Origin of the sequence: Stenotrophomonas sp. JC08 (genome assembly GCF_052180205.1) — a bacterium.
Lineage (GTDB): Bacteria > Pseudomonadota > Gammaproteobacteria > Xanthomonadales > Xanthomonadaceae > Stenotrophomonas.
This window is the reverse complement of record NZ_CP197473.1, coordinates 1,275,565-1,287,788: the sequence shown is the minus strand read 5'-3', so window position 1 is coordinate 1,287,788 and position 12,224 is coordinate 1,275,565. Positions and strand designations below refer to the sequence as shown.

The window sequence follows — 12,224 nt, the reverse complement described above, 5'->3', positions numbered from 1 at the left end:
GCCGGCCTCAAACCTCCAGCGCATATCCCACCCCCCGATGGGTACGGATCGGCTCTCCCGGCACCCCGGCCGCGCGCAACTTGGCACGCAGGGTTTTGACGTGGGTATCCACGGTACGGTCGGCGCTGTCGCTGGCATGGTCCCAGCCCCGCTCCATCAGCTGCGCCCGGCTCAGGATCGCCCCGGGTCGGGCCAGCAGCGCCGCCAGCAACGCATATTCATAGCGGGTCAGGTCCAGCAGCACCTCGCCGTAACGGATGCGCCGGCCCTCGCCGTCGATCGCAAAACCACCGCGCTGCGTCCAGCCGGACTCCCCCGCCGCGGCGGCCGCAGGCGTCGCCCGGCGCAGCCGCGCCCGCACCCGCGCCACCAGCTCGCGCGGCGAGAACGGCTTGGTCACATAGTCGTCGGCGCCCAGCTCCAGCCCCAGTACGCGGTCGAACTCGTCGTTGCGCGCGGTCAGGAAGATCACCGGCACCTGGCTGAAGGTGCGCAACTCCCGGCACACTTCAAAACCACCGATATCCGGCAGCCCCACATCCAGCACCACCACCTCCGCACCGCCGTCGCGCAGCTGCTGCAGCGCCTCGCGCCCCAGCGTGCAATGGGTTGCCGCATAACCCTCGCTGCGCAGGGCGTACAGCAGGGTATCGGCAATGGCGGCCTCGTCTTCGACGACGAGCACCCGGGCAGGCTGATCGGACATGCGCCCAGCATAGCCGCCACCTCCCCCGCCCCGTACACTTTGCCGATGAATTACCGTCACGCCTTCCATGCCGGCAACCACGCCGACGTGCTCAAACACATCACGCTGCTGGCGCTGATCGATTCGTTCAAGCGCAAGGACAGCCCGTTCTTCGTGCTCGACACCCATGCCGGCCGCGGTCGCTACCTGCTGTCCAGCGAGGAAAGCCGCAAGACCGCGGAGATCGACGACGGCGTGATGCGGCTGATGGCCCAGCCCACGCTGCCGGAGGTGGTCGAGCGCTACCTGAAGGCGGTGCAGGCCGACAACCCGGTCGGCGCGATGATCACCTACCCCGGCTCGCCACTGCTCACCGCCCAGGCCATGCGCGCGCAGGACCGCCTGGCCGCCTGCGAGCTGCAGGAAGAAGAAGCCGCCGCGCTCAAGGCGCTGTTCGCCCGCGACAGCCGTGTGGGCGTACATCCCGGTGATGGTTACGCGCAGATCCGCTCGCTGCTGCCGCCGAAATTCAACGGAATGAAGATCGGCCGAGGCTTGGTGCTCATCGATCCACCCTACGAAGCGCAGGACGCCGAGTACCCGCGCATCCTTGCGGCATTGAGCGAAACCCTGACGCGCTGGCCGCAGGCCACCTGCGCGGTGTGGTTCCCGATCAAACAGCGCCGCAGTGTGCTGCATTTCTTCCGCAAGGCCGCCGCGCTGCCAGCCAGGTCGGCGTTGCTGGTCGAATTCCTGGTACGCCCGGATGATTCGCCGCTGCGTCTCAATGGCAGCGGCATGCTGCTGCTCAATCCACCCTGGCAGTTCGACCGGGTGCTGGGGCCGGCACTGCCGGTGCTGAAGAAGCACCTGGGCGAGGCCGGGGCATCGACCCGCATGGAGTGGCTCAAGGCGGCCGAGTAAGCCTCGTACGCGCCGGGCCATGCCGCTGCGCGTTTGACAGCGTTCACAGAGTTTCGCCCGGCCAGTGCCAGAATCAGCCGACTTTGGAGGAACGTAGTTATGGCAACCCGCAACCGCATGCCGCCGTGGCATGAAAATTTCAAAGCCCCCAGTGGCCGGGAACTGCTGATCCGTCCCATCCGGCCCGAGGACGGCGCGCCCCTGCAGGGCGCCTTCGCCCTGTTCGGACCGGAAGAAGTCCGTGACCGCTTCCTGCAATCGGTGGAAACCCTGTCCGATGAAACCGCGCAGCGTCTGACCCACCCCAACCCCAAGACAGAGATCTCGCTGGTAGCCGCCGAACCGCTGCCGCCCGGCGAAGCGGTGGTCGGCGCGGTGGCGCGGGCCTCGATCATCCCCGGCACCCGCGATGCCGAGTACGCCATCCTGGTCAGCCGCTTCCTCGCCGGCCAGGGCCTGGGCCGCCAGCTGATGCGCAAACTGGTGAAGTGGGCGCGTGGCAAATATCTGGACCGCATGTACGGCGACATCGCCGAGGACAACGAGCCGATGCTGCAGCTGGCCGCCTCGCTGGGCTTCAAACAGGCCCCTCACCCCGCCGCGGCACCGGGGCTGGTGCGGATGGTGCTGGAACTGGGCAGCTGAAAGACAGGCAACAGATGCGGAGAAACGGGCAACACGTGAGGGCGGGCCGGCTCCACCGTTGCCCGGGCTCATTGCCCGTTCCTCTCCGCTCGTTGCTACGCTGCTAAAATCAGCGGCCTCATGCCGCATCACATCTCCTACCCCTCTCCGCCGCTGCCGCGTCCCGGCCAGCTCCGCGCCTGGTGGCGCACCCCGGTTTCTCCCAGCGCCCTTGCCTGGCATGTGACCCGTGCCGCCGAGGTACACGGCAAGCCGCTGCTGCTGGTCACCCGCGACAACCAGAGCGCCAACCACATGGTCGGTGACCTGCAGACCCTGCTCGGCGCCGACTCGACGTTGCCGGTGGTGCCGTTCCCGGACTGGGAAACCCTGCCCTACGACCAGTTCAGCCCGCATCCGGACATCATTTCCCAGCGCCTGGCCGCGCTGCACCGCCTGCCCACGCTGGCCCGCGGCATCGTGGTGGTACCGGTACAGACCCTGCTGCAACGGCTGGCACCGCTGAGCCATATCGTCGGCGGCAGCTTCGACCTGAAGGTCGGCCAGCGGCTGGACATGGATGCGGAAAAGCGCCGGCTGGAAAGCGCCGGCTACCGCAACGTGGCACAGGTGATGGACCCGGGTGACTTCGCCGTGCGTGGCGGCCTGCTCGATGTCTATCCGATGGGTGCCGACGCGCCGTTGCGTATCGAGCTGCTGGACGAGGATATCGATACGATCCGCGCCTTCGACCCCGAGTCGCAGCGCTCGCTGGACAAGGTGTCGGCGGTGAAGATGCTGCCCGGCCGCGAAGTACCGACCGACCCGGCCTCTCTCGAGCGGGTGATGGGCACGCTGCGTGAGCGCTTCGATGTCGATACGCGCCGCAGCCCGTTGTACCAGGACCTCAAGGCCGGCGTGCTGCCCTCGGGCATCGAGTACCTGCTGCCACTGTTCTTCAACCGGACCGCCACGCTGTTCGATTACCTGCCGGAAGGTTTCCTCACCGTCGTCGGCACCGGCGTGGCCGAAGCCGCCGACGCCTTCTGGATCCAGACCGGCAGCCGCTACGAACAGCGCCGCCACGATATCGAACGGCCGCTGCTGCCGCCCGAGGAGATCTACCAGACCCCGGACAGCCTGCGCGAGCAGTTCAACAAGCTGCCGCGCGTGGAAGTGTGGCCGGCCGACCACCCGCGCATTGCCGAGGCGCAGGCGCTGGGCGACCAGCCGCTGCCACCACTGCCGGTGGCCGCCAAGGATGCGCCAGCCGGGCAGGCGCTGAAGTCGTTTTTGGACAACTATCCGGGCCGGGTGCTGATCGCCGCCGATTCACCGGGCCGCCGCGAGGCGCTGCTGGAAGTGCTGCAGGCCGCCGATCTGCGACCGCCGGTGGTGCCCAACCTGCCCACCTTCCTCACCGACAACGCGCCGACGTTCGCGATCACCGTCGCGCCACTGGATGACGGCTTCGCACTGGTCGAACCGCCGCTGGCGGTGCTGACCGAGCGCCAGCTGTTCCCCGAACGCGCCGGCCAGCCGCGCCGCACCCGCCGCGCCGGGCGTGAGCCCGAGGCGATCATCCGCGACCTGGGCGAGCTGAGCGAAGGTGCGCCCATCGTCCACGAGGACCACGGTGTGGGCCGCTATCGCGGGCTGATCGCGATGGACGTCGGCGGCATGCCCGGCGAGTTCCTCGACATCGAGTACGCCAAGGGCGACCGCCTGTACGTGCCGGTGGCGCAGCTGCACCTGATCAGCCGCTACTCCGGCGCCTCGCCGGAAACCGCGCCGCTGCACTCCCTGGGCGGTGAGCAGTGGGCCAAGGCCAAGCGCAAGGCCGCCGAGAAGGTGCGCGACGTCGCCGCCGAACTGCTGGAGATCCAGGCCCGCCGGCAGGCACGCGCCGGATTGGCGCTGGACATCGACCGGGCGATGTACGAGCCGTTCGCCGCCGGCTTCCCGTTCGAGGAAACCGCCGACCAGCAGGCCGCGATCGATGCGACCCTGCGCGACCTGCAGTCCAGCCAGCCGATGGACCGCGTGGTCTGCGGCGACGTCGGTTTCGGCAAGACCGAAGTCGCCCTGCGCGCCGCGTTCGCTGCCGCCAGTGGTGGCAAGCAGGTGGCGGTACTGGTGCCGACCACGCTGCTGGCCGAACAGCACTACCGCAACTTCCGCGACCGCTTTGCCGATTACCCGCTGCGGGTGGAAGTGCTGTCGCGCTTCAAGACCAGCAAAGAGATCAAGGCCGAGCTGGACAAGGTCGCCGAAGGCAGCATCGATGTGATCGTCGGCACCCACCGCCTGCTGCAGCCGGACGTGAAGTTCAAGGATCTGGGTCTGGTGATCGTCGACGAGGAGCAGCGTTTCGGCGTGCGCCAGAAGGAAGCGCTGAAGGCGATGCGTGCCAACGTGCACCTGCTCACGCTCACCGCCACCCCGATCCCGCGCACGCTCAACATGGCCATGGCCGGGCTGCGCGACCTGTCGATCATCGCCACGCCGCCGCCGAACCGGCTGGCGGTCAAGACCTTCATCACCGCCTGGGACAACGCGCAGCTGCGCGAGGCGTTCCAGCGCGAGCTCGCGCGCGGTGGCCAGCTGTATTTCCTGCACAACGATGTGGAAAGCATGGGCCGGATGCAGCGCGAGCTGGCCGAGCTGGTGCCCGAGGCGCGCATCGGCGTCGCCCACGGGCAGATGCCCGAGCGCGAGCTGGAGAAGGTGATGCTCGATTTCCAGAAGCAGCGCTTCAACGTGCTGCTGGCCAGCACCATCATCGAATCGGGCATCGACATCCCCAACGCCAACACCATCATCATCAACCGCGCCGACAAGTTCGGCCTGGCCCAGCTGCACCAGCTGCGTGGCCGCGTCGGCCGCTCGCACCACCGCGCCTACGCCTATCTGGTGGTGCCGCCGGACAAGCGTTCGATCAGCGCCGATGCGCACAAGCGGCTGGAGGCGATCGCCTCGATGGACGAACTGGGTGCCGGCTTCACCCTGGCCACGCACGATCTGGAAATCCGCGGCGCCGGTGAACTGCTCGGCGAAGACCAGAGCGGGCAGATGGCCGAAGTCGGCTTCAGCCTCTATACCGAGTTGCTGGAACGCGCGGTACGTTCGATCAAGGCCGGCAAACTTCCGGATCTGGATGCCGGCGAAGAGGTCCGCGGCGCCGAGGTCGAGCTGCATGTGCCGGCGTTGATTCCGGAGGACTACCTGCCCGACGTGCACACCCGCCTGACCCTGTACAAGCGCATCTCCAGCGCCCGCGACAGCGTCGCATTGCGCGAGCTGCAGGTGGAGATGATCGACCGCTTCGGCCTGCTGCCCGATCCGGTCAAGCATCTGTTCGCGATCGCCGAGCTGAAGCTGCAGGCCAACGCGCTGGGCATCCGCAAGCTGGAACTGGGCGAGAACGGCGGCCGCATCGTGTTCGAGGCGCAGCCCAACATCGACCCGATGGCGGTGATCCAGCTGATCCAGAAGCAGCCCAAGCTGTACCAGATGGACGGCCCGGACAAGCTGCGCATCCGCCATCCGCTGCCGGAAGGCGTGGACCGCTTCAATGCCGCGCGGGCGTTGTTGACCACGCTGCATCCGGGCTGATGCTGCGGCAAGCCAGACTTTGACGCTTGCCCGTTTGGGACGGTGCAACCAGAATGGAGCCCTCCCCGCACGCCCACAGCCGTTCTCCACGGCGTTGTTTCCCATGCTCCCGATCTCCACCACGGTGGGCTTGTCCATTCCTCCGGACGATGCCTCCTGCGCCATCGACGTATTGGCCGCCGCCCTTGACCAGCGCGACAGCTATACCGACCGACATTGCGACCGCGTCTCGCAACTGGCCCATGCGATGGGCAACCGGTGTGAGCTTTCCGAAGAACGGCTTGCCCATCTGGCCTTGGCCGCACGCTTCCACGATGTCGGAAAAATCGGTATCCGCGACGATGTGCTGCTGCATCCGGGCAAACTGGACGAGCACAAGGCGTCGGTCATGCGCAGCCATCCGGAACGCGGAGCGCGACTGTTCGCCGCCACCGGCCGCAAGGACGCACAGCAGGTTGCCAGGCTGATCCGCCACCATCACGAAGCCTGGGACGGCAGCGGCTATCCGCATGGGCTGCAGGGTGAGGAAATTCCGCTGGAAGCGCGCATCCTCACCATCGCCGACGCATACGATGCGATGACCTCGATCCGCCCCTATCGCGATCCGATGAGCGGCGACGAAGCACTCGCCATTCTCGATCGCAACCAGGGCCGGCTGATCGACCCGTACCTGCTCGATGAACTGCGCGGCCTGCTGCACGACAGCCGCGTCACGGCCTGCTGAAGCACAACCGGCTTTCCAGTACAAGCGACATCATCGCCACCGCGTTCTGCACCAGCCGCGTGGCGAACGGCCAGCCGTCAACCTGCTCCCACGTCATCCGCTGCGACACCGCGAGCCTCTACAACAGGGCTCGCGCTGAAAGCCCTGCAGCCACCGGCCTTGATACCGCAGTGGCGCCAACCGGATTGCATCACTCAAAGCGCATACTTCCGGTCCGGCAGTTCCAGCAGCCACTCACACCGTGGCCGCGAAGGCGGAGTGATAGGCGCCCGTTCCCGAAGGCGGTGGGCCGATGAACGCAAGCGCCTGAAAATATTCCGCTGGCACGCCGGCAAGCACCAGCGCTGGTTCGGCGACGAAGCCGAAGCGCGCGTAATAGTCCGGCTCCCCGAGCACCACGCAGCCGGCCACGCCTTGTGCACGCAGCTCCGCCAGTGCCCGCTTCACCAGAGCACGTCCCACGCCCCTGCCCTGGCACGCCGGCGCCACCGAAACCGGCCCGAGTCCGTACCAGCCCGCCACGCCACCGGAAACCGTCACCGGCGATACCGCCACATGCCCGATCACCTCACCCTCCTCTTCGGCCACCAGCGATACCGTCAGTGCGCCTGAACGGCGCAAGGCAGCGACGATGAACTGCTCGGTATGCTGCGTATGCGCGGCATGCTGGAACGCGGCGACCGTCACCGCCTCGATGGCGGCAATGTCGGCGGGAGTTTCACTGCGGATTTCCATGACGACGGCCCACTGCTGCTATCCGCATCACACCATGCCGCGCCCGGATCGGGATTGAAAGAACCGCATACGCACAGGCCAGCCCGCGGGGAGTTCCAGCCGGCCGCCGTAAATCGGCGCGATGATGGAACCGGAAGACAGCGACAGGCAGGCAGGGATAAACCGCCGTGCTACGCAGCCCATGCAAGCCACTGTTTTCAAAGAGCTGTCGTGAGCCTGGCGTGTTGCTGTCGTGGTCTGCAAACGGCTGTGGCGGCAGGCTGCCCGCTCCACTAGCATCGCCAGGAGCTGCCATCAGTGAATGAGGAAGCGATGAAGATCGACGCCCGACGGATCAGGGCATTGCGCGAGGCGCGGGGCTGGTCACAGGAACATCTGGCCACTGTCGCCGGGCTCAGTCCGCGCACCGTGCAGCGGCTGGAAGCCGAGGGCAAGGCCTCGCACGAATCGCGGATGGCGGTGGCTGCGGCGTTGGACATCGACCCGAAGCAATTGGCCGGCATCGAAACAGTGCCAGCATCGGCACCAGCCTCCGCTGTAAGCCCGGTGGATCGCGCCAAGATCATTCTGTGGATCGTGAGTCTTATGCTGGCTGCAATCATGTTCCAGCTAGTCGCTGGCTTCATTCTGGGCAGGGATACCGCCTTGCGCGACAACCGGATAAACGAGACCTGCAAAAACACCCCAGCCGAGTGCGGCCGGCAACTACGGCCCTATTGGGAAATACCTGCCAACCCGGGATAGAGCCCTGAACACTCCCATAAACGACAACACCCGGCATCGACCGGGTGTTGTCGGATATCACGGGGCGATAGTGAGTTACTTCGCCTTGCCCTGATTGGCCACGGCCTCGGCGGCCTTCTTCGCCGCTTCCGGATCGCCCAGGTAACGGAACGATTTGACGGTGAGGTCATCGTTCAATTCGAACAGCAGCGGGATGCCGGTCGGGATGTTGAGCTCGAGGATTTCTTCCTTGCTGACGTTGTTGAGGTACTTGTACAGCGCACGCAGCGAGTTGCCGTGGGCGGTGACCAGCACGGTCTTGCCGTCCTTGAGCTGCGGGGCGATGGCGTCGAACCAGTACGGCAGCACGCGGTCCAGCGTGGTGGCCAGCGACTCGGTGGCCGGCAGCGCGTTGCGGTCCAGGCCGGCATAGCGGCGGTCGTGGATCGGGTGGCCCGGATCAGCCAGATCCATCGGCGGCGGCGGGATGTCGTAGGAACGGCGCCACACCTTGACCTGCTCCTCGCCGTGCTTGGCGGCGGTCTCGGCCTTGTCCAGGCCCTGCAGGCCGCCGTAGTGGCGCTCGTTCAGGCGCCAGGACTTGTTGACCGGCAGCCAGTCCTGGCCCATTTCAGCCAGCGCGCCCTGCAGCGTGTGGATGGCGCGCTTGAGCACCGAGGTATGGGCGACATCGAACAGCAGGCCCTCCTCCTTCATCAACCGGCCGGCGTTGGCGGCCTCTTCGCGGCCCTGTGCGGTCAGGTCGACGTCGACCCAGCCGGTGAAACGGTTGTCGAGGTTCCACTGGCTCTGGCCATGGCGCAACAGCACGAGTTTACGGGTCACTGCGGAGGTCTCCGGATGGTGGGGGTAAGGGCCGGATTGTAGCCGTTTCCCGGAATCAGGCCCTGCGCGCGCGACATCGCGTTGATGCGGGCCGTGCCATGCTGGCCGCATGCACGACAGCGCCTTGCCACCGTTGCCCGAACAGCCTTCCACGGACGATCTGCGCCGGCTGCGGGCGTTGCAGGGCCGGCTGGCCACGCAGGTGTCGCTGGACGATGCGCTCGACACGCTGCCGGCGCGGGTGGCCGGGGTGGACAGCGGCCTGGAGGATGAGGGCCGCATCACCCGCGCCGCGGCGGTACTGCTGGATGGCGGCAACCTGCAAGTGCTGGAATCGAGCGTGGCACGGCTGCCCACCACCCTGCCCTATATCCCCGGGCTGCTCAGTTTCCGTGAACTGCCAGCAGCCTGGCAGGCGCTGCAGCAGCTGAAGGAGGTTCCGGCACTGGTGCTGGTCGATGGCCACGGCATCGCCCATCCACGCGGGCTGGGCATCGCCGCCCATCTGGGCGTGCTGAGCGGCTTGCCAACCATCGGGGTGGCCAAGCGCCGGCTGGTCGGTGACTACGAGGAACCCGGCCCGCTGCGCGGCGACCACCAGCCGCTGTGGCACAAGGGCCAACAGGTCGGCTGGGTGCTGCGCAGCAAGCCGCGCTGCAATCCGCTGTTTGTCTCGCCCGGACACCGGGTCTCGATACAGCGCAGTCTGGCGCTGGTGCTGGCCTGCCTTGACCGCTACCGGTTGCCCGAACCAACACGCCTGGCCGACCGGCTGGCCTCACGCCGCGATGGCCGCGATCGGTCCCGGTGAAATCCACGGTGACCGCCGCCCGCCGCAACAATCCGTTTCCCTGCCGGTGCCGACAGCGCATCGCGCACATGCAATCCTGCGGCCCAACGTAACCGGGAGTTCTCCATGACCACGATCATCAATCCGCGCGTACACGACCTCGGCGGTTTCCAGGTGCGCCGCGCGGTGCCGACCCTGCAGGCGCGCAGCGTGGGCTCCTTCGTGTTTGTCGACCACATGGGCCCGGCGATCTTCGCCCCGGGCCAAGGCATCGATGTACGTCCGCATCCACATATCGGCCTGGCCACGGTGACGTTCCTGTGGGCCGGGCAGATCGGCCACCGCGACACGCTCGGCTCGGAGCAGATCATCCGCCCCGGCGATGTGAACTGGATGACCGCCGGGCGCGGTATCGCCCACTCCGAACGCACGCCGCTGGCGGCGCGCGAACACGAACAGGCCGTGCACGGCATGCAGACCTGGGTGGCGCTGCCAAAGTCGCACGAGGAAACCGACCCTGCGTTCTTCCACTTCTCCGCCGACCAGCTGCCGCAACAGCGCCGCGATGGTGCCTGGCTGCGGGTGATCGCCGGCCGCGCCTATGGCGAGGAATCGCCGGTGAAGGTGTTTGCCGACACCCTGAATGTCGCCATCGACCTGGATGCCGGTGCCGAGATCGACCTGGACACCTCGCACGTCGAGCGGGCGCTCTACATCCTGGAAGGCGACGCGCAACTGGACGGTGTGGATGTGCCGGCCATGCACCTGATCATTCCCGAAGCCGGTACACGCGGCCGCCTGCGTGCCAAGACCCCGCTCAAGGCGATGCTGATGGGCGGCGAGCCGCTGGATGGGCCGCGCCATTTGTGGTGGAACTTCGTCTCCAGTTCCAAGGAGCGCATCGAGCAGGCCAAGGACGACTGGCAGGCCGGCCGCTTCGGCACGATTCCCGGTGATGACAAGGAGTTCATTCCGCTGCCGGCGTAAGCGGCCGCGGTCTTAACGATTTAAATACGCCGCCGGTCACGACCTTGGCTTATGTTTCCGCTACCCGCTTCGGGGAACTCTGGGGAAACAGGGGAAACACACGTATGGATATGAGCAAGCGACTGGCGGCCGAATTTCTCGGCACCTTCTGGCTGGTGTTGGGCGGCTGCGGCAGCGCGGTGCTGGCGGCCCATTTCGGTGGCGACGGCAATCCGCTGGGCATCGGTTTCCACGGCGTGGCGCTGGCCTTCGGCCTGACCGTGCTGACCGGCGCCTACGCCTTCGGCCACATCTCCGGGGCGCACTTCAACCCGGCGGTGAGCTTCGGCCTGTGGGCTGGCGGCCGCTTTGCCGGCAAGGACCTGCTGCCGTATATCGTCGCGCAGGTGCTGGGCGGTGTGGTCGCCGCGTTCATCCTGTTGCAGATCGCCCAGGGCAATGCCGATTTCGTCATCGATGGCAGCCAGGCCGGCGCGTTCGCCAGCAACGGTTATGGCGCGCTGTCGCCGGGCGGCTACAGCGTCGCGGCCGCGTTTCTGTGCGAAGTGGTGCTGACCGCGTTCTTCGTGGTGGTGATCATGGGCTCCACCCACGGCAAGGCGCCGGCCGGCTTCGCACCGATCGCGATTGGTCTTGCGCTGACCCTGATCCACCTGATCTCCATCCCGGTCACCAACACCTCGGTCAACCCGGCCCGCTCCACCGCGGTGGCGCTGTTCGCCGGCTCCGGCCAGATCAGCCAGCTGTGGCTGTTCTGGGTGGCGCCGATCCTGGGCGCGATGATCGGCGGTATCGCCTACAAGTGGATCGGCAGCGGCAAGTAAACCGTCGCCTGCTCCGTTCTGGAAAAGCGGCCCTCCGGGGCCGCTTTTTTTGTGACCCGGGACCGGTTTTGCAAGTGATGGTGTTTGTGTAATAACGTCAGGGCCACGACTGGCGCGCATGGGGATGCGCGAAACGGGCACGAGGGAACAGACCCACCAGCCGCGCAACCGCCTTCAAACGATCCACACAACTTCCATCGCGCCGGCACCGGGCGATGTTTTATGGGGAAAGCGAAGTGAAGACTGTCCGCACCATTTGTGCCGCCCTGTTGTTTGCCGCCTGTGCCAGCGCCTCGGCCCAGCAGGCCGCCCAATGCCCGTTGCTGCCAGCCAACAGCGGCCTGCACTGGGAAGAACAGCAGCAAAGCGATTTCATCGTCTGCAAGGCCTCCACCGAAGACGGCCGCACCGTACTGAACATGATGTTGACCGCACGCGATCCGGACATGACGCTCAGCCGCGCGTTGCGTGCGGAGAAAGGCGCGTTCGGCGGGGAGTCGATGCACTGGTACAAGCTGGACATGGGCGGCCGCGACCTGCCCGGGCTGGAGTCACGGCGCATCACCGTGGTCAAGCTGGACAAGAAGCGCTATGCGCAGATCTGGATCGAGGCGGCCGACACCAGCGAGCTGGCCAGCCTGCAATCGTTGACGCAGGGGTTGAACCTCAACCCGTCGGCACTGGCCGGCAGCAGCAACTGATCCACCGCATCCGCCCCTGCACGACGGCGCACGGGGCGGATGCCAT

General features: G+C 66.8%; 12 protein-coding genes. 9 read left to right on the top strand and 3 right to left on the bottom strand.

What is annotated here, in order from left to right:
* Window positions 1-7: 7 nt before the first annotated feature.
* Window positions 8-706 carry a two-component system response regulator CreB gene (gene creB, locus ACSBPQ_RS05890; protein ID WP_442684105.1) on the bottom strand — a complete coding sequence of 233 codons (699 nt, stop codon included), beginning with the start codon at window positions 704-706 and terminating at the stop codon, window positions 8-10.
* Between the two features lie 45 nt (window positions 707-751).
* On the opposite strand from creB, the gene ACSBPQ_RS05885 reads away from it, so the two are divergent.
* The 4 genes from ACSBPQ_RS05885 (at window position 752) to ACSBPQ_RS05870 (ending at window position 6,572) form a co-directional block, all read left to right on the top strand.
* Window positions 752-1,609 (top strand): 23S rRNA (adenine(2030)-N(6))-methyltransferase RlmJ, encoded by an 858-nt coding sequence (locus ACSBPQ_RS05885; protein WP_442684104.1) that lies wholly within the window; start codon window positions 752-754, stop codon window positions 1,607-1,609.
* Between the two features lie 99 nt (window positions 1,610-1,708).
* Window positions 1,709-2,254, top strand: coding sequence for a GNAT family N-acetyltransferase (locus ACSBPQ_RS05880; protein ID WP_442684103.1), 546 nt, complete (start codon window positions 1,709-1,711; stop codon window positions 2,252-2,254).
* Window positions 2,255-2,374: 120 nt separating this feature from the next.
* A complete protein-coding gene (gene mfd / locus ACSBPQ_RS05875) occupies window positions 2,375-5,848 on the top strand; it encodes a transcription-repair coupling factor (RefSeq protein WP_442684102.1) in 3,474 nt (1,157 codons plus the stop codon).
* Between the two features lie 103 nt (window positions 5,849-5,951).
* Complete coding sequence (locus ACSBPQ_RS05870) at window positions 5,952-6,572, top strand: HD-GYP domain-containing protein (protein ID WP_442684101.1); 621 nt, start codon at window positions 5,952-5,954, stop codon at window positions 6,570-6,572.
* A 234-nt stretch (window positions 6,573-6,806) separates the two neighbouring features.
* Here ACSBPQ_RS05870 and ACSBPQ_RS05865 read toward each other — a convergent pair whose 3' ends face one another.
* Entirely contained in the window at window positions 6,807-7,307 is a 501-nt protein-coding gene (locus ACSBPQ_RS05865; protein ID WP_442684100.1) for a GNAT family N-acetyltransferase, read from the bottom strand.
* A gap of 312 nt (window positions 7,308-7,619) precedes the next feature.
* Between ACSBPQ_RS05865 and ACSBPQ_RS05860 the strand changes: the two genes are divergently transcribed.
* Window positions 7,620-8,051, top strand: a complete 432-nt coding sequence (locus ACSBPQ_RS05860) for a helix-turn-helix domain-containing protein (RefSeq protein WP_442684099.1) — start codon at window positions 7,620-7,622, stop codon at window positions 8,049-8,051.
* A gap of 75 nt (window positions 8,052-8,126) precedes the next feature.
* Here the strand turns inward: ACSBPQ_RS05860 and gpmA are convergent, their stop codons facing one another.
* Entirely contained in the window at window positions 8,127-8,876 is a 750-nt protein-coding gene (gpmA, locus tag ACSBPQ_RS05855) for a 2,3-diphosphoglycerate-dependent phosphoglycerate mutase (protein WP_442684098.1), read from the bottom strand.
* A gap of 109 nt (window positions 8,877-8,985) precedes the next feature.
* On the opposite strand from gpmA, the gene nfi reads away from it, so the two are divergent.
* The 4 genes from nfi (at window position 8,986) to ACSBPQ_RS05835 (ending at window position 12,178) form a co-directional block, all read left to right on the top strand.
* Window positions 8,986-9,687 (top strand): deoxyribonuclease V, encoded by a 702-nt coding sequence (nfi, locus tag ACSBPQ_RS05850; protein WP_442684097.1) that lies wholly within the window; start codon window positions 8,986-8,988, stop codon window positions 9,685-9,687.
* 105 nt (window positions 9,688-9,792) lie between these two features.
* Window positions 9,793-10,653, top strand: coding sequence for a pirin family protein (locus ACSBPQ_RS05845; RefSeq protein ID WP_442684096.1), 861 nt, complete (start codon window positions 9,793-9,795; stop codon window positions 10,651-10,653).
* A gap of 104 nt (window positions 10,654-10,757) precedes the next feature.
* Window positions 10,758-11,477 (top strand): aquaporin Z, encoded by a 720-nt coding sequence (gene aqpZ / locus ACSBPQ_RS05840; RefSeq protein ID WP_442684095.1) that lies wholly within the window; start codon window positions 10,758-10,760, stop codon window positions 11,475-11,477.
* Window positions 11,478-11,713: 236 nt separating this feature from the next.
* The gene (locus ACSBPQ_RS05835; RefSeq protein ID WP_442684094.1) at window positions 11,714-12,178 is read left to right on the top strand and encodes a hypothetical protein; all 465 of its coding nucleotides are present in this window, start codon (window positions 11,714-11,716) and stop codon (window positions 12,176-12,178) included.
* Window positions 12,179-12,224 lie beyond the last annotated feature (46 nt).